The 18,206-nt window shown below is 59.5% G+C and carries 13 protein-coding genes; 5 read left to right on the top strand and 8 right to left on the bottom strand.

Annotated elements, in window-relative coordinates; all coding sequences use genetic code 11:
• Window positions 1-37 precede the first annotated feature (37 nt).
• The 4 genes from ONZ54_RS15700 to ONZ54_RS15685 form a co-directional block, all read right to left on the bottom strand.
• Window positions 38-1,756 carry an alpha/beta fold hydrolase gene (locus ONZ54_RS15700; RefSeq protein WP_271786621.1) on the bottom strand — a complete coding sequence of 573 codons (1,719 nt, stop codon included), beginning with the start codon at window positions 1,754-1,756 and terminating at the stop codon, window positions 38-40.
• A 479-nt stretch (window positions 1,757-2,235) separates the two neighbouring features.
• On the bottom strand, window positions 2,236-3,339 hold the full coding sequence (locus ONZ54_RS15695; protein WP_271788294.1) for a YdcF family protein: 1,104 nt from the start codon (window positions 3,337-3,339) through the stop codon (window positions 2,236-2,238).
• A gap of 280 nt (window positions 3,340-3,619) precedes the next feature.
• Complete coding sequence (locus ONZ54_RS15690; protein WP_087756147.1) at window positions 3,620-4,840, bottom strand: alpha/beta hydrolase family protein; 1,221 nt, start codon at window positions 4,838-4,840, stop codon at window positions 3,620-3,622.
• Window positions 4,841-5,182: 342 nt separating this feature from the next.
• Window positions 5,183-6,220, bottom strand: a complete 1,038-nt coding sequence (locus ONZ54_RS15685) for a Mal regulon transcriptional regulator MalI (RefSeq protein WP_271788293.1) — start codon at window positions 6,218-6,220, stop codon at window positions 5,183-5,185.
• Between the two features lie 315 nt (window positions 6,221-6,535).
• Between ONZ54_RS15685 and malX the strand changes: the two genes are divergently transcribed.
• Both malX and ONZ54_RS15675 read left to right on the top strand, forming a co-directional pair.
• Window positions 6,536-8,122, top strand: a complete 1,587-nt coding sequence (gene malX / locus ONZ54_RS15680) for a maltose/glucose-specific PTS transporter subunit IIBC (protein WP_271786620.1) — start codon at window positions 6,536-6,538, stop codon at window positions 8,120-8,122.
• An 86-nt stretch (window positions 8,123-8,208) separates the two neighbouring features.
• Entirely contained in the window at window positions 8,209-9,405 is a 1,197-nt protein-coding gene (locus tag ONZ54_RS15675) for a MalY/PatB family protein (protein ID WP_271786619.1), read from the top strand.
• A gap of 209 nt (window positions 9,406-9,614) precedes the next feature.
• Here ONZ54_RS15675 and ONZ54_RS15670 read toward each other — a convergent pair whose 3' ends face one another.
• Entirely contained in the window at window positions 9,615-11,522 is a 1,908-nt protein-coding gene (locus tag ONZ54_RS15670; protein ID WP_271786618.1) for a PTS fructose transporter subunit EIIC, read from the bottom strand.
• Between the two features lie 708 nt (window positions 11,523-12,230).
• Between ONZ54_RS15670 and ONZ54_RS15665 the strand changes: the two genes are divergently transcribed.
• Window positions 12,231-12,386 carry a hypothetical protein gene (locus ONZ54_RS15665; protein WP_005312738.1) on the top strand — a complete coding sequence of 52 codons (156 nt, stop codon included), beginning with the start codon at window positions 12,231-12,233 and terminating at the stop codon, window positions 12,384-12,386.
• A gap of 218 nt (window positions 12,387-12,604) precedes the next feature.
• Here the strand turns inward: ONZ54_RS15665 and manA are convergent, their stop codons facing one another.
• Window positions 12,605-13,804: a mannose-6-phosphate isomerase, class I gene (gene manA / locus ONZ54_RS15660; protein WP_271786617.1), complete on the bottom strand. Its 1,200-nt coding sequence runs from the start codon at window positions 13,802-13,804 to the stop codon at window positions 12,605-12,607.
• Between the two features lie 132 nt (window positions 13,805-13,936).
• Between manA and ONZ54_RS15655 the strand changes: the two genes are divergently transcribed.
• The gene (locus tag ONZ54_RS15655; protein WP_219590278.1) at window positions 13,937-14,812 is read left to right on the top strand and encodes a helix-turn-helix transcriptional regulator; all 876 of its coding nucleotides are present in this window, start codon (window positions 13,937-13,939) and stop codon (window positions 14,810-14,812) included.
• Window positions 14,813-15,013: 201 nt separating this feature from the next.
• On the top strand, window positions 15,014-16,267 hold the full coding sequence (gene icd / locus ONZ54_RS15650) for an NADP-dependent isocitrate dehydrogenase (RefSeq protein WP_043134755.1): 1,254 nt from the start codon (window positions 15,014-15,016) through the stop codon (window positions 16,265-16,267).
• Window positions 16,268-16,343: 76 nt separating this feature from the next.
• Here icd and ONZ54_RS15645 read toward each other — a convergent pair whose 3' ends face one another.
• Both ONZ54_RS15645 and ONZ54_RS15640 read right to left on the bottom strand, forming a co-directional pair.
• Entirely contained in the window at window positions 16,344-16,520 is a 177-nt protein-coding gene (locus ONZ54_RS15645) for a hypothetical protein (protein ID WP_005312753.1), read from the bottom strand.
• A gap of 340 nt (window positions 16,521-16,860) precedes the next feature.
• Complete coding sequence (locus tag ONZ54_RS15640) at window positions 16,861-18,192, bottom strand: D-serine ammonia-lyase (protein WP_271786616.1); 1,332 nt, start codon at window positions 18,190-18,192, stop codon at window positions 16,861-16,863.
• Window positions 18,193-18,206: the final 14 nt, after the last annotated feature.

Below are 18,206 nucleotides of genomic sequence, written 5' to 3'. Positions count from 1 at the left end.
GCTTCTTGTTTGGTTTTTTGTGGGGCAGGGCAAGTGCTCAATCAGCCTTGCAGCTTTGCTCCCGCATCAGTGTTTGCCTGTCGCCCAGCAGCAGGGTGCTGAGGGCCTGATTGGCACATTGGACACTGCCCAGCTGAACATGGAAGTTGCTCTGCTCGACTCTGACCAGACGGGCCGCCTGCCCAAAGGCGGCCTGCATCTGGCGCGTATTGCTGAAAGGGGTTATGGGGTCATACTCTGCCCCTAGTACCAGTGCCAATGATCCAGCTGGGAGCGCAATCTCTCCGGCGTCCACAGTGGGCACTGGCTTGCGGGGATAGGGCCAATCTGCGCAGGCATGGAAGCTGTTATCCAGCATAAAAGCCCCCGCACCTTGGAAGCTGGCATCTTCCGGATCCAGATCCTGCCAGCGGTAAGATTGGCCGTTGTCGGTGCAGTGAATGGCGGAGAAGAAGGGACCGCCCATGATCTCCTCGTAGGGATTGTTCCCCTCTTGCTCTTTGGCGAGACGAGCCAGCAGTTCGCTGGCATCGTCCTGCAGCCAGAACGCCAGCTGGTCGTAGCCCTCTTGCCCGGTGAGCGCATCTCCCATGACCGCCTCCCACTGCTTGTGATCCAGAGTATTGCCTTGGTTATCGACATACAGGCCCTTGTCGCGCACCTGCCGGGTCACCTCCACGCTGCGTTGCAGCGCCTGGGCGCCAAAGCGCCAGTTGAAGACACGGCCCGCATTAGCGGCATCCTCTTGGAAGATGGCTGGATAGCGATCCTCGCTCGGAGACATGGAAGAGTCGACGATCACATCGGCCACGTGGCTCGGGTAGCGCTGGGCGTAGAGAGCTGCGAGGCGGGTGCCATAGGAGAAGGTGAGGGGAGTGATCTTGTCACGCCCCAGGTGTTGGCGCAGGCGATCCATGTCCTGCACTATGGCTTGGGAGCCCAGATGGGGTGCATAACGACGAAATGGCTCGTCGCAGCGCTCCTGTATCAGTTTGCTGAGAGCCTTGCCGTGATCGCCGCTGTTGTTCAGCGCCGGCAGGGCGCCCTTGTCCCGTTCAATGAATAATCTGGCGAGCTCGCTTGGGGTCATGTCAGGTTTGACGCCGTTTTTGTCTTTTAGCAGGCAGCTTCTGAGCTCGTGTCCGAGTGCACTGTAACCAGCCCCTCTGGGGTCCATGGTGACGATATCGTAATGTCTGAGAATGTCAGGATCGGCACTGCGCAGCGCGGTGAGCAGGGGGCCCATCCTCGGGGTTGCTGAATCGGGGCCGCCCGGGTTGAAAAAGAGGGTGCCGCGATAGTCGCCGGTGGCGCGATAGTGCACATAGAAGAGATCGATGCTGTCACCCTTGACCTTGCGGGTCTCCTGCTTGACCTGACCCAGGTTGGTGCCGTTTGACCAGGAGGGAGTCGAGAACCGGGTTGTGCTATCTGACCAGGAAGGGGATGAGAAGCGAGTCGTGTTGCCGGAGAGGAAGGAGGTTGCTGTGGTGGGTGCAGGGCGCTTCTCCCATTTGGTCTGTTTGACGTCGACCCACTCCTTGTCGTAATCCAGCGGTACCGTCAGGTAGTGGCAACTGAGCTGACTGGCGATGTCATCTTGCTGCCACTCCTGCTGCAATTGGCGACAGACGACACCTGTGTCATAGGCGGCGGTGATATGTTGTCCCTTGAAGGGGGGATCCTCTTTCTTTTCCAGTTCGCAGCCCGCCAACAGGGTGGGTGCCAGTAGAGAAATCATCAGTGTGTATTTCATCGTTTGTTTCCATCGTATTGCCTGAACAAACGGATGGTAAGCGAATGAACAAGATGAAACGCAGCGATTAATTGTGTGCAAATATTGCTGTTGTTTATATCAAAAATAAATGAAAGACATTAAATAATAAGATAGATAGTAACTGTTGTGTGCAGAGCCATTATTTTCAATTTACTCATCCCTGCATCTGATATTTAAAAGATGTAATTAAACAATTAGTTAGGTGTTTTTTGTGGGTTTCGTTACCTTGTCTGCCAGGTTGCCAATATAGTTTTAAATATAGGCGACTTGATGATGGCCGCTATCTGCTGGCGGCTGTTGCTCCTGTATTTTGGTTGCCTTTTCGCCACGCTGGCGGCCTCTTCCTGTGGATGGTAAATAAGATAATAGTGAGCTGTCGCCACCTGGGCGAGAGCGGACCAAATAAAAACGCCCACTCATGAAGTGGGCATGTTTATTTTCTGGCCGGGTGCTGGCTATTAGCGCTCCAGCAGGGGAGCGGAGCGGTAACTCCAGAGGCCGTAGGTGCGCAGCGCATCGCGGTAGATGCCGAGCAGTTCGCTGTCGCTCATCTTGGCCAGTGCCGAGAGCGGCTTGTCCGGGTAGCTGACGCTGTCTATCTGGATCCCGGTGGGACCGCTCTGCCAGCAGGCGATCTCCAGCAGGGTCTGGCCACGGCGCACGTGGCTGGCGGAGCTCACCAGGGTCGCATACTGGATCTGGTGACGGGCCAGGGCATAGCCGCTGTAGAGGGCATTTTCCACCGTGCTGGTGGCGTAGTTCTCCTCAATGATGCGCGAGCGATCTACCCCTTTCTTTACCAGCCAGTCGGCCATCAGCTTGCCTTCGGTCTGGCGGTTCTGGGGCACGCCACCTGTCAGTATGATCAGCGCAGCCGGATTGGCCTGTGCCAGGGAGCGGGTGGTCTCCAGTCGGCCCAGCAGGATCTCGTGCATGCTGCCATCCGGGTTGAGGGCATACCCCAGGGTGACGATGGCTTGCCGCCCCTTTTTCTTTTCCCGGCCCTGACGCTCCTTGAGTGGAGTGGCATTGACTCTGTCTATGGTATCGAAGATGCCTTTCAGGTCGGCGGCGCGGCCGCTGTTGAGCTCGCTCACCCGCTTGAAATAGTCATCAGCCTTGCCCTGATTGCCTTTGAACCGCTGCCAGGTGGCGAGATAGGTGTTCAAATCCAGATCGTCTGGTGCCGTGCTGAGACCCTGCTCGAACAGCGTGATGGCCTTGTCCACGTTGCCGTTGTAAATCTGGGCGTTGGCTGCCGAGATCAGCAGATCGGTGCGGTAGGGTTCGAGCTGATAGGCCTGCAGCAGCAGCTCTGTGACCTGCTCCATGTTGCTCGGCATCTTGGCGGTGAAACCGGCAGTGGAGATACGAGCCGGCGACTTGAAGACCTGCCAGGCATCCGCCAGCAGTTGATCAACCACCTGGCGCTTGCTGATGTACTGATCGTAATTTTGCTCCTTTTGCAGGGAGCGCACAGGGGCCGCCCAGGCATCGGAGGGGATAAACACTGGCAGCGCCAACAGGCTGGCCAGGGTCAGGGCAATCGCATTTTTCTTCATCATGGCGTTCCACCGAGGGTTAAGGGCACCAGGCCATTCCATCACCCGTAGGGGCTTTTTCAATAAAAACATCAACTTGGTGATTGCTTACTCTACTCCCTTTCAGATGAAAAAAACGTGAACCGCTTCGGTTATCGGGGGATGGGCTGTGGTGGTGCGGTCAACGAGAGCAGCAAGGTCTGTGATGCAGAGCAAGAACCCGATACCCATGCAGATACCGGGGCTGGGGGTGTTTGCCACCTGACTCCCCGGCGTTTTGCCGGGGGGGCAGGTGCCGAGGTCACTTTGGCTTTGCAACCTTATCGAACCAGGCTTTCCACTGGGGGACTGCGGTGGCGAAGGTGCCGCGATGGGTGGTCGGGCCGGTCGAGATGGCCTCGACGTTCTGGTTGCCCGATCCCATGGATTGGGCATATGTCATCGCCATGCGACCGACTCCCGGTGTGATTGCCTCATCGGTTTCCCCGTAGTAGTTGCGAACCGGTGACTGTATGACCCAGCGGTAGGCGTGTGCTGAGCCGATCAGCTTGCCGAACGCCGAGTTGGCAAAATAGTGAGGGTCGAAATAGGCCGGACGGATCAGCTTGTGCAGATCCGTGGTGATGTCGGACGGATTGAAGGGCTCTCTGTCATAGGCCTTCTTGGCAATGTCGTAATACTCGTCGGTCAGCAAGGAGCGGGCGAGCCCGGGTATGCCGTAGTAATGCTCGTAGGCAAAGGATGAGAGGATCATGATGCTGTTGAGCCAGACGGCATCGAACTTGCGCGGGTAGACCAGAAAGCCCTGCATCAAGGCGTAGACATCCAGCGGTGCGCTGGCGGTGGCGGCGCCATCGACCTTGACCCCGGCTGCTTCGAGTTTCTCGAGGAAAGCCATGGTCACGAAGCCCCCCTGTGACCAGCCCGCCAGAAACAGCTTGTCGCTGACGATCTGCATGTGGGCGAGCACGGCGCGGCTGGCCATCAGCAGATCAAATGTGGCCTGTTGATGGCTGCCCTTGACCATATAGCCTTCCGGCTCGGTCGAGGTGCCGAGGCCAAAGTAGTCGGCACCGATGAGCAGGTACCCCTGACCCGCGAACTGCGCGATCATCAACTGGGTTTCCGGTGACTGATCGGCAAAGGAGGGCACCTCATTGTGACCATAGACGGTGCCGTGCTGATAGGAGACGGTCGGAAAGTCCTGGCCACCGGTGTCAGGCACAGCCAGCAGGCCAGAGGCCACTGTAGGCTTGTTGCCCATCTCGGGGATGACGGAGTGGTAGCTGATGCGGTAGAGGCGCACGGCATTGCGCGCGGGAGTATACGAGACAGTGATGCCGGCAAAGGCAGGTGTGTCACGGGTCAGGATCTTGTTCAGCTGATCCTGATCCCAGCGTGCAATCAGCTGGTATTGGATGCCTGACGTTACCTGAACCGGCTCGCTCTGTTGAGCGAACGCCGGTGACACGCCTATGTGCAAAAGCAGGGTAAAAATACCGAGACGAATCCAATTTCTCATCCTGAAGACTCCATTTTCCAGTAAAGATACACAATGTGGCGCTGCTCATTTCCCGGCTTTCTGCGTCTGCAGGTCCTGGATGTGCCAGCGTGAACACAAGGCAGAGACAGAGCCTGACCACCGTCAGTTTATTCCTGTTAGCCAGCCTAGTGTGATCCATCCGCGCCATGGATGCGACCCCCTTGAGGCTTGATTGCTCACTGCTCATGTCAATGGCTAAACCCGAAAGGGACAGCAGTGCGTGGTGATAATCGGTTCCCGATCATCCAATGGCCTGTTTGTTGATAGCGACCCGGCATCTGGAGGGGGGGCGACTCACAATACAAGGCGAGGCCTGCCTGGTCAGGCTGATGCCCGCTTCTGCAGATGGGGGGCGATGATATGGCGGTTGGGGGCAAGCTCCGGTTGCTGCATCCGGGTCAGCAGCCGCAAGGCGGCCTGGCGGCCTATTTCCCGTGCCGGTGAGCTGACGAAGGTGAGGGCAGGATAAGTGAGCTCGGCCTCTGCCACGTCGTCAAAGCCGAGCAGGGCGACCTGTTGGCCTATGTAGTTGTCCTTGCCCACTGTGCGTCCGCTCGCCTCCACCCCGTAAATGCCGCCGAGCGCCACCTCTGGGTAGTGGCAGAGAATAGCCGTCACCTTGGGGTGCTGGTGCAGCAGCTGGGCGATAGTGTCGGCGGCGCTGCGCTGGGTGCGCTCGCACTCCAGTACCCACTCCGGTTTGAAGGGGAGGCCGTATTGCAGCAGGCTGGCGCAGTAGCCGCCGATGCGCTCGGCGCGGGTGAGGGAGTCGGCCCGCCCGCCGACGTAGGCGATATGGCGGTGGCCCTGCTCGATGAGATAAGTGGTGGCATGCTGGGCGGCATGGGTGTTGTCGGGGCCGATAAAGTCCACGTCATCCCGATAGTAGGAGCGGGCGGCGCACACCACCGGCAGCTGTGAGCTCAGCAGGGTCTCCAGGGTTTTAGCCGCCGCGCCGCGCACCGGATTGAAGATGATGCCCGCCACCCCCTGGCGTGACAGGGACTGGATGCTCTGCTGCAATCGCTCCGGGCTGTGGCCGCACTGGGTCAGAAACAGCAGATAGCCCTGCTGCTCCAGTACCTCGCTCACCCCTGCCGTGACCTCGGTATAGAAGGGATCCGTGATGTCGCGCAGGATCAGCCCCACCAGGTTGGATTGCTGGCTGCGCAGGTTGGCGGCGGCGCTGTTGGGCACGTAGTCGAGCGCTTTGATGGCCTGCTGAACCCGCTCGGCGGTCGCCGGCGAGATACGCCCCTTGCCGTTGAGCACCATGGAGACGGTAGTGACCGAGACCCCCGCCAGCTGGGCCACGTCGGTGATCTTGGCGTTTTTCGATACAAGCGGTTTGGGCGACATAGGTTTGGATGGCATGGGTTGTGACGACATAGGGCGAGCGCTGCAGCCATGGGCAAAGAGACCGGAGATCCACAGCATACCCCCTCGCATACCCAAGTGAAACGTTACATTACAGCTGTGCCGATCTGGCTCACAGATTTTGATCCAATCGCCATTTGTGCCTGCCATTCTGTGATCCTGTCGGCACTTGCGAGTTGATAAAACGTTTTATCATCTACAAAACCTGATGCGGTCTCTCTCCCTGCCAGCCCTCCCTGAGTGCAGTACGGGAGATCGGCATCGAGACGTGACCTTCACTTCACAAGGATCAGACACATGGCCAAGTCCCCCGCCAAATCCACCATATGGGAGTTCCTGCAGAGCCTCGGCAAGACCTTTATGCTGCCGGTCGCCCTGCTGGCCTTCTCCGGTATCCTGCTCGGTGTCGGCAGTTCGCTTACCAGCGATGCGGTCAAGCAGAGCATGCCCTTCCTCGACAACATGGTGTTGCAACTGCTGTTCCTCTGGATGACCAAGGTGGGGCTGGTGGCCTTTATCTACCTGCCGGTGATGTTTGCGGTCGCCATTCCGCTGGGGCTGGCGCGGGAAGAGAAAGGGGTGGCCGCTTTTGCCGGTTTCGTCGGCTATGCGGCGCTGAACCTCTCCATCAACTTCTACCTCACCGTGGCCAATGTCATCGGTGACGCGGCAGCGGAGAAGGCCTACGGGGTGAAATCGATCCTCGGCATCAGCTCCATCGACACCGGCATTCTGGGGGCCATCATAGTCGGGGTGATCGTCGCCAAACTGCACGCCCGTTTTTACACCTACCGGATGCCAGATGCGCTCGCCTTCTTCGGCGGTGCCCGCTTCGTGCCCATCATCTCAGTGCTGGTGTTGGGTGTTGTCGGTCTGGTCGTGCCTTTCGCCTGGCCCTGGTTTGCCGCCGGCATCAACGGTATCGGTGTGCTGATCTCCCACGCCGGCCCCTTCGGTCCCTTCCTGTTCGGTACCGGTGAGCGTCTGCTGCTGCCGCTCGGTCTGCACCACATTCTGGTGGCGCTCATTCGCTTTACCGAAGCGGGCGGCACGTCGCTTGTGTGTGGCAACGAGGTGAGCGGCGCCCTCAATATCTTCTACGCCGAGCTCTCTTGCGCCGATACCAGCGGCTTCTCGGTCTCTGCCACTTCGTTCCTCTCTCAGGGCAAGATGCCTGCCTTCCTCGGCGGCCTGCCGGGTGCTGCGCTCGCCATGTATCACTGCGCTCGCCCGGAAAATCGCGGCAAGATCAAAGCGCTGCTGGTCTCTGGTGTGGTGGCCTGCGTCATCGGCGGTATCACAGAGCCGCTCGAGTTCCTGTTCCTATTCGTGGCACCTGTGCTCTACGTCATTCACGCCATCCTGACCGGTCTCGGCTTTATGACCATGGGGCTGCTCGGCGTTACCATAGGCAATACCGACGGCAACCTCATCGATTTTCTGGTGTTCGGCGTGCTGCAAGGCACCGCCACCAAGTGGTATCTGGTGCCGGTCGCGGCCGCCATCTGGTTTGCCATCTACTACAGCGTGTTCCGCTTCGCCATAGTGCGCTTCAACCTGAAAACGCCTGGTCGTGAAAAAGAGAGCCGGGAGATTGAGACGAGCGAGACCGCCCAACCGGCGGGCAAGAAGGCAGGCAACAGCGGTTACAACGGTGAAATCATCCTCAACGCCTTGGGCGGTGCCGATAACATACTCGCGCTGGATAACTGCATCACCCGCCTGCGGATGTCGGTGCAGGACATGAGCCGGGTCGATGACAAGGTATTGAAAGCGAACGGCGCCATCGGGGTGATCAAGCTCGACGAGCACAACCTGCAGGTGGTGATCGGCCCGCAGGTGCATCTGGTGAAAAACCAGCTGCAGAGCCTGATGGGGGCCTGAACCGGCCAATAAGATCCGAACGGGGGGCGCAAGCCCCCCTCTTTGCCTCTCCCAATATGTCTCCTGTTTATGGAGGGAGAAACTAGATGCACAATATTTATGATTTCGATCACCAGATCGACCGCCACGGCACCTACTGCACCCAGTGGGACTATGTGGCCGACCGCTTTGGCCATGCCGACCTGCTCCCCTTTACCATCTCCGACATGGATTTCGCGACAGCGCCCTGCATTCGCCAGACCCTGGCAACGCGGCTTGAACACGGGGTATTTGGCTACAGCCGCTGGAATCACGGCGACTTCAAGGGGGCGGTGAGCGACTGGTTTGCCCGCCGCTACGGGGCAGAGCTCGACCCCGAAACCCTGGTTTATGGCCCCTCTGTCATCTATGTGATTGCCCAGCTGGTGAGCCTCTGGTCGGCGCCGGGGGAGGGGGTGCTGGTGCATACCCCAGCCTACGACGCCTTCGGTAATATGCTGGCCGCCAACGACAGGGTGCTGCTGCCATGCCCACTCAAAAAAGCAGAGGGGAGTTACCAGATAGACTGGCAATGTTTCGAGCAACAGGCGGCCCGCACCGATTGCCGGATTTTGCTGCTGTGCAGCCCCCACAACCCCACCGGCCGGGTCTGGACGCGGGACGAATTGGGTCGGATGGCCGACATCTGCCAGCGCCACGGGGTGAAGGTCATCTCGGACGACATCCATATGGATATGAGCTTTGCCCGCTACCTGCCGTGGAGTGAGGTGGCGGCGGACGATCACTGGGCGCTGGTGAGCTCGGGCTCCAAATCCTTCAATATCCCTGCCCTTGGCGGCGCCTATGCCTTTATCGCCAACGCCGAGGCGCGGGCCGCCTATCTGCAGCGACTCAAGGCGGCCCATGGCCTGTCTTCGCCGCCCATTCTCGGGGTGCTGGCCCATATCAGCGCCTATCGGGACGGCGGAGCCTGGCTCGATGCCCTGAGAGCCTATCTGCACGGCAACCTCACCCATGTGGCGGCTCGGCTCAACGCCGCCTTCCCCGCCATCGACTATCGGGTGCCCGAGGGAACCTATCTCGCCTGGATTGACTTAAGCGGCCTCGGCATCGACTCCACCGAGCGGATGGATGAGTTGCAAACCTTGCTGGTGGAGAAATACCGGGTCGCCATCATGCGTGGCGACACCTACGGCCCGGAAGGCAAAGGCTATATCCGCCTCAACGTCGGCTGCCCGCGATCTAAGGTAGATAAAGGCCTCGACGCCCTGATTGGGGCGCTGCAGGAGCTGCTTGCCGGATAGAGACCCGCCGCCCTCGGGCGGCAGTTGTTATTTCGAGGCCGCCTTTTCAGGCTTGTAGCGGGTTTTTAATACTTCCGTGGGCTGAGTGTGCTATCCCCGTCCGGGTAGCCGGTACGGCTCGCAGGTTGGCTCTGTTCTCTTTAGCTGGTGTTGAAATAAACGGAGGGGCCCTCGGCCCCTCCTGTTGCACACCGGATTAAACGCCCTCGTCAGGCCACCTTGCTGCTTGCTAGGGTGCGGGCCAGCAGCCCTTCCGGGTTGTGGATGGCCTCCCTGGTCTTCACATCGATAACCTCGATATTGGCGAAGCGCTCCCGGTTCTTGATGGCCACGTCATGGGCCAGGATGACGCAACGGGCGTTGGCCACGTCCTTTGTCGTGATGCGGTTGATGATGCCGTTGGCGCCTTGTGTCTCCACTTTCAGCTTGATGCCTGCCTTGGCGGCCGCCTTCTGCAGGCTCTTGGCGGCGAGGAAGGTGTGGGCCACGCCTGAGGGGCAGGCGGTGATGGCGAGCACGTCTGCCTCACCTTCCGCTTCGATGACCTCATAGCCGCCATCCGGGGTGGTGGCCTCTTCTTCTTGGGTCACCGGTTTTTTCAGCAGGTTGACGATAAGGGCCGTGGTCAGGGCGCCGAGCACTGTGCCCAGGATGTAGCCCATCTTGCCTTCCACCACTGGCAGCACTATCCAGCCGCCCCAGGGGGCGTGGTTGATGCTGTGCATCATGAAGCCGGTGATGTTGCCGACGATGCCGCCCGCGACTATGGCCGGGATGACGCGCACCGGGTCGGCGGCGGCAAAGGGAATGGCCCCCTCGCTGATGCCGATCATGCCCATGATGGCGGCGGCTTTACCGGCTTCACGCTCCTCTTTCTTGTAGCGACGGGGGGAGAGCAGGGTCGCCAGCGCCATGCCGAGCGGTGGCACGCAGATGGCGATACCGACCCCGCCCATCAGCCAGGGCTGGGTGTTGACCTGGGTCTGGGCGAACAGGGTCGCTACCTTGTTGACCGGGCCGCCCATGTCAAAGGCGGTCATGCCGCCCAAGATGGCACCGAGCATCACCTTGCCGGAGCCCGCCATGCTGGAGAGCCAGTGGTTCATCCCCTCCATCATGGCGGCGATGGGCGCCCCTATCACCCACATCACTATGCCGCACACCAGGAAGGTACCGATGAGGGGGTAGATGAAAATGGAGCCGAGCGAACTCATGGAGTCCGGTAGTTTTATGCGTTTGAGCTGATTGACGATGAGGCCGGCGATAAAGCCCACCAGGATGGCGCCGAGAAAACCGGTGTGGAACTGCTGCACCGCTATCCAGGAGCCGATCATGCCGGGCGCCAGACCCGGCTTGTCCGCCATTGAGTAGGCGATGTAGCCGCCGAGCACGGCGGTAAAGAGGGTGAGCCCCGCTATCCCCATGTCCGCCATGTCCTTGAGCACGCCCGCCTCGGGCACGGCGCCCTTGCCGCTCATCATCACCGAGAGTGACAGCAGCACACCCCCCGCCACTATGAAGGGGATCATGTGGGAGGTGCCAAACAGCAGATGCTGCTTGAGGGTATTGAGCTGGGCCTTGATGCTGCGATCCTGGGGGTCAGGTGCACTGGCTCTCGGTTGAGCTGCTGCCTCGGCGCGCACCGGTTGCTTGCCGGCTACGCCGACAGGCGCCGTGGCCGCCAGCAGTGACAGCACCTCGGCCTTGCTGGTGGCCGCCTGCATCCGGGGGATAAAGCCGGGCTCCAGCAGCTTGGTGGAGAGCTCGGCCAGCACCTCGATATGGTGGTTGGCGCCGCCCGCCGGGGAGGCAATCATGAAGAACAGTTTGGAGGGCAGTCCATCTTCGGCGCCGTAGTCGATCCCCTGCCGGCTGATGCCGATGACGATGGCAGGCTGCAATACCGCCTCACTCTTGGCGTGGGGCAGGGCAACTCCCTGTTCAAAACCCGTGTTGTCGAGGTTTTCCCGCGCCCAGAGGTCGCGCACGAACTGATCCTGATTGCCTATCTTGCCGCAGGCTTTGAGCCGGGCGGCCAGTTCGACAAACAATCCCTGCTTGTCGTTGGCCGCTATGTCGAGGCAGATCAGTCCTTCATCTATCAAGGTGGTGAGCATAGGTGTCTCCTGGCTCTGCGAGCCCTAGTGATATGAGTAACGAATGGAGCAAACGATTGACCTGCCTATTGTTTCGCCCAAGCCATGTCACCGAAATCGGATATATGTGCCCTTTACTGGATTTTTGTGTCAATGCCCCGGCCCTGTGAGCAGGCTCGCACTTTGATTGTCAGGTGAGCGCTGGGCTGAATGGATTTAAATCTGTTTAAAAACAAGTGCTTGATTATTTATCTGGAATGATGGGCAAGAGGAGTTGCGGCTCCGCTCTCTTGCAAAAGGGGAGGTCGGGACGGGGTGTTGAAACCTTTAACCGCCTCTTGAATGTGAGCCGTTTGGCAAAAGTGCTGCCGGGGAGGGAGATCTTCTTTTGCTGTCTATGTCTGTACTGGTAAGCCGGGGCAAGGAAAGGAGGCCAGGCATAAGCAGTCGCAGGGGATTGGCCGCCTTGGGTATATGCATAGCCCCTTGATATTGCAGCACAATCTGAGTGGGCAGAATGGTTTGCTTCCGGCTTGGGGAGCATGGTTTTCATGGTTTCATAAGAAGCCATCACCCATTTTTTAGATTGGTTTATAGATAATCAATCGTTTATTTCGTTGGGCGGTTATGGGGATCGGGGTGTCTGACTAGGTGAGCAGGTTGGCCAATAGCGCCGTCAGCCAGTCTTAACCTTGTCATGCTAACCCAATGATGTAAGGAGACATTCTGATGGAAACACTTGACCAGAAGATCGACGCCATGAGTGAGGAGCTCAAGCAACAGGAGCTCAAGCAGGCCCACGACAAGTGGCAAGTCAGAGTCGATGAACTGCAACAGATACGGGCAGGGGAACGGCAACCGGAAGAGGAAGAGGTTGAAGAGTAGCCCCTGATCCTGCCACTGGCCAATAGCCACGCCAGTTGTCATCGTCATCAAGCAGAAAAGAACAACCCCGCCACCCGCAAGGGCAGTGGGGTTTTTTATTCGCCAGGTGGTATGCGCCATCAAGGGGTGAAGATGATTTCCAAAGAAAAACAACAAGGGCCATCAGTGATGGCCCTTGTGCGTTTATTCAGTCATTTAACCCGTGCCAGGTTCACGCCTTAGCAGCGGTTGCCGGCGCGGGCGACCCGGCCTTCGGCCAGCAGCTGGTAGTGGCCGGTGGCGGCCGGGACAAAGGCGGACTGGCCCTTCTCGAGGCGCAGCGTGTTGTCGCCCTGCTTGAGCGTCACAGTACCATCGATGGCAAACAGGATCTCGGCGCTGGCGGTGGTGAGCCCATGCTCGCCCGCCGGATAGACGCTGAAGGTGAAGTCCGGCACCGGTACATCGAAGTGCTGCACTGCCCCTTCCACGCGGGGGGCAAGCAGGATCTGGTCATCTGGCTTGGGCAGGCAGCGAGTGCAATCCAGCAGCTCTGCCACGTCTATGTATTTGGGGGTGAGACCCGCGCGCAGCACGTTGTCCGAGTTGGCCATGATCTCGAGACCGGTACCGCGCACATAGGCGTGGGGGGTGCAGGCATCGAGGAACATGGCCTGACCCGGCTGCAGGGTCACCACGTTGAGCAAGAGCGGTGAGAAGAGTCCCACATCCCCCGGGTACTGGGCGGCTAGGCTGGTGATCAGCGCAAAGGTTTCTTCATCCTGATGTACGGCGGCGTAGGTCAGCAGGCCCGCCAGGGCGTCTTCCTTGCGTGCCCCTTGTAAAATCAGCAGCTGATGGAAGAAGTGCTGCAGGCCCGCTTCGTTCTGGCTGGCGGCAAAGGCCGCAACCAGATCGGCGATGGCCGCCAGCTTGACCCGCTCGAACAGCACCAGGATGGCGGGAATGGCGCGAAAGCCGTTCATCGCCTGATAGGGGGTGAGGGCAAACACCAGCTCCGGCTTGTGATTGGGGTCCTTGTAGTTGCGATTGCCCGCCTTGATGGGGATGCCAGCGGCTTCTTCTTTGGCAAAGCCAGCTTCGGCCTGGGCCTTGCTCGGGTGCACCTGGATGGAGAGGGCCTTCTCGGCGCACAGCACCTTGAACAGGAATGGCAGGCTGCCGAAACGGGTGACTGTGGCCTCGCCCAGTGCGGCGGTCGGGGCTGTGTCGATCACCGCCGAAAGCTTCTGGACACTGCCCGCCAGGGTCACCTCGGAGCAGCCGTTGGAGTGGGCGCCCATCCACAGTTCGGCCTGGGGTTTGCCCGCTGGATTGGGGATGCCAAACAGTGTAGTGAGGGAGTCATGGCTGCCCCAGTCGTAACCTTGAATCGGATTTTGCATTAACAAAAAAGAGGGCAGATCGCGACTGCTCATAAGGGATGCCTCATTTAGTGTGAAGAAAGTCGGGTGAAGAAAAGGGTGGCATTGCTGCTGTGGGCCGGACTATAACATGGGCGGTTGTGGCCGCCGCAACCGCTTGCCTCTCTCTATTTGATCAGGATCAGCATGTCACTTATCTTCAGCCAACTGCTCGATGGCGCCCTCCATGAGCAAGCTCCTTTTGAGCAGATCTGGTTTGCCCAGGATCAGGGGGTGCCGCCCGGTTTCAGCTATCAGGTCAACTTTCCCCGCCTCGAACTGGTGTTCAGCGGCGAATACCTCAACCAGGTCTGGGACAAGGAGCTGGGCTGCAAGGAGATAAGCGTGCTGCCGGGACAGGCGCTCTACATCCCCCCCAACGGTTGGAACAAGCCGCTGTGGACCACGGACTGCTCGGTGCTTAGCCTGCTGTTTGGCAAGCGCCAGCTCGGTTTCAGCCTGGTGAGCAAGCGACGGGAAGACCCGGATTTTTTCGATGTGCAAAAGCACAGCATAATGGCGCGGGCCGGCCACGTGATCGAACACATACTGGCGGCGCTCAACGTGCTGACCGAGGATCCCGGCCGCTCCCCCACCGACAACCACTTGTTGCAGGCGCTGCTCACCAGTGCCCGCCAGCTGCTGGCGGAATCCGCCGCCGAGCGGCCAAGAGGAGCAGACCTGTTTCATGGCATCTGCATCTATATCCAGGAGAATTTTCACCGCCCCATCACCCGCGACTCCATCGCCCACCGCTTCAATGTGTCGGCCAGCCATCTCTCCCACCTGTTTCGCGAGCAGGGCCACATGCGCCTGGCCGATTACATCAGCTGGGTGCGGATCGACAGGGCCAAATTCATGCTGAAAAAGTACCGCTTCCGGCTGGAGGAGGTGGCGAGCCGCTGTGGTTACGGCGATGTGAACTATTTTTGCCGGGTGTTCAAGCAAAAGACCGGGCTGACCCCCTCCCAGTATCGCTCTCTGAGTCAGCCGCAAGGGCAGGGGGATAGGCTGGTGGTATGAGTCATGCCGCCGTCTGGGCCCGAGTACAACAGGGTTGGATGGCGCCGAATGTATGCAGGGGCGAGCGAGCCGGCCGCATTGTGATCCAGTACTCGACTATGGTCTGACATGCGTGCTCGCCATTTGATTATGAAAACGAATGGGCTAAGATGGCCGCGCGCAACTTACAGATTGATAACAAACGGAAGTTAGGAGATGCCGATGGAAAGCAAAGTAGTTATCCCGACCCAGGGCCAGAAAATCACAGTCGATGCCAACGGCAAGCTGCAGGTTCCCAACCATCCGATCATTCCGTTTATTGAAGGGGATGGCATCGGTGTGGACGTGACCCCGGCCATGTTGAATGTGGTCAATGCCGCGGTCGAGAAAGCCTACAAAGGCGAGCGCAAGATCGCCTGGATGGAGATCTATACCGGCGAGAAGTCGACTCATATCTATGGCGAAGGTGCCTGGCTGCCGGCCGAAACCCTGGATTTCATTCGTGAATACTGCGTGGCCATCAAGGGCCCGCTGACCACTCCGGTCGGCGGCGGTATTCGCTCTCTCAACGTGGCCCTGCGTCAGGAGCTGGATCTCTACATCTGCCTGCGCCCGGTCCGTTACTACGAAGGCACCCCGAGCCCGGTCAAGCGTCCTGACCTGACCGACATGGTGATCTTCCGCGAAAACGCCGAAGACATCTACGCCGGTATCGAGTGGAAGGCGGACAGCGATGAAGCCAAGAAGGTCATCGCCTTCCTGCAAAACGAGATGGGCGTGAAGAAAATTCGCTTCCCCGAGTCTTGCGGCATCGGCATCAAGCCCATGTCCAAGGCCGGTACCGAGCGTCTGGTGCGTGCCGCCATCGAGTACGCCATCGACAATGATCGCGACTCCGTGACCCTGGTGCACAAGGGCAACATCATGAAGTTCACCGAAGGTGCCTTCAAGGATTGGGGCTATGCCCTGGCCCAGAAAGAGTACGATGCCCAGCTCATCGACGGTGGCCCCTGGTGCTCCTTCAAGAACCCGAAAACCGGCAAGACTATCGTGGTCAAGGACGTCATCGCCGATGCCTTCCTGCAACAGATACTGCTGCGTCCGGCCGAGTACGACGTCATCGCCTGTATGAACCTCAACGGTGACTACATCTCCGATGCCCTGGCCGCTCAGGTTGGTGGTATCGGTATCGCCCCTGGTGCCAACATCGGCGACGGTGTGGCTCTGTTCGAGGCGACTCACGGCACTGCGCCTAAATACGCAGGTCAGGACAAGGTCAACCCGGGTTCGCTGATCCTCTCTGCCGAGATGATGCTGCGCCACATGGGCTGGGTCGAAGCGGCCGATCTCATCATCAAGGGCATGGAAGCGGCCATCGCCAACAAGACGGTCACTTATGACTTCGAGCGACTGATGGAAGGCGCCACCCTGCGCTCCTGCTCCGAGTTTGCCCAGGACATGGTCGACCAGATGTAATGGGATCCAGAAGGTCTTGAAAAGCAAAACCGGCGCCATGAGCGCCGGTTTTTTTATCGGTGAAGAGTCAAGTGGCTTACTGCGCTTGCTCTGCGTGTTGCTGATAGCGCTGTTGCCATTTGCTGCTTTCGGCTTCGTCACCCTGGGTCTGCCAGAACTCGCAGATGGAGTTGGCGAGCTCGGATGCCATGGCGTGATCTCCATCGCGGCGACTCATCAGATATTGTCCCAGCCAGCTTTGATATTGTTTCATTGCCCGATCTCCTTATCTAAGGTGCCCTTGGGTGTTGCCCGTCTGGTAAAACAGCCTCTCGACTGCGGCCAGACCTGACTCAACCAGGTCACTGTTTTTCTGCGCACCTCTGTTCGTTGTTATCACCGGATTGGGTAGCGATCTCGCCGGATAACGGTGCGAACTGGGCGCAGATGTCAAAAAACGGACCCTATCCTATCACAAAATAACCAACTTGGGGGGATTGGCAGCCGAAGGAGGAGACGTGACGTGCTCATGCTCAGGGCAAAGGGTGTGCCATCTTGCTGATCCATGAAGAGAAAAACCCGCCAGGGTGGCGGGTTTATCGGGTGAAAAAAGATCAAATTTTGGCGGTGGCTAGGTATTTTTCCATCTCCTCGGCGGGCACCATGCCGCCGCCGGTGGCCCATACCAGGTGGGTGGCCCGGGCCAGGGTAGCGGCATCGAAGCCGCGTTCCGCCTGCCACTCGCGATCGGCCGTGATGCGCCACGGGCCCGGCATGCCGGCCAGGGCCGAGGGTTCGAGTTTGATCTGCTCATCCCGCGCCAGCAGCCCCAGCAGGTCATACATCTCCTGATCGCTCAGGGTGAAGAAGCCATCCAGCAGTCGCTCCATGGCGCGGCCGACGAAGCCGGAGGCGCGCCCCACCGCCAGACCATCGGCGGCGGTGAGGTTGTCTATCCCCAGATCCTGCACCGAAATCTGATCGTGCAGGCCGGTGTGGACCCCCAGCAGCATGCAGGGGGAGTGGGTGGGTTCGGCAAACAGGCAGTGGACGTTATCCCCGAACGCGAGTTTCAGGCCAAAGGCCACGCCGCCCGGGCCACCGCCGACGCCGCAGGGGAGGTAGACGAACAGCGGATGCTCGGCATCCACCTTGATGCCCATCTGGTCGAGCTGTGTTTTCACCCGCTCACCGGCTACCGAGTAGCCGAGGAACAGGGTGCGGGAGTTCTCGTCGTCGATAAAGAAGCAGTTGGGGTCGCGTTCGGCTTCCTTGCGGCCCTGCTCCACCGCTACCCCGTAATCCTCAGCATACTCCACCACTATGACGCCGTGTTCGCGCAGCTTGCGCTTCTTCCACTCCCGCGCATCGGCGGACATGTGCACTGTGACGGTAAATCCGAGCTTGGCGCTCATGATACCGATGGACATGCCGAGGTTGCCGGTGGAGCCCACGGCAATGCTGTACTGGCCGAAGAATTGGCGAAACTCGTCCGTGAACAGCTTGCGATAGTCGTCTTCTTCGCACAGCAACCCGGCCTTGATCGCCAGCCGTTCGGCGTGGGTCAGCACCTCGTAGATGCCGCCGCGTGCCTTGATGGAGCCGGAGATGGGCAGGTGACTGTCTTTTTTCAGCAGCAGCTTGCCGGTGACCTCGACACCGTAACGCGCATTGAGCGTTGTCTGCATCGCCGGGATGGCGGCGATCTCGGACTCCAGAATGCCATTGCTGGCGCGGGTCTCCGGGAAGGCTTCGCACATGTAGGGGGCGAAGCGGGCAAGCCGGGCCGAGGCATCCGCCACATCGCTGCCATCTAGTCCCACATAGGGCAGGCCAAGCGCCAGCGTGCTGGCCTTGGGGTTGAACCAGGTCACGGGCTCGAGTGCGATCAGGGATTGCACCAGCGGAAATTGGGTAATGAGTTGTTGGACGTCGATGTTTTTCATGGGATGTCTCGGTC

It is taken from the genome of Aeromonas salmonicida (genome assembly GCF_028355655.1).
Taxonomy (GTDB): Bacteria; Pseudomonadota; Gammaproteobacteria; order Enterobacterales; family Aeromonadaceae; genus Aeromonas; species Aeromonas salmonicida.
This window is presented reverse-complemented; position numbering and strand designations above follow the sequence as displayed.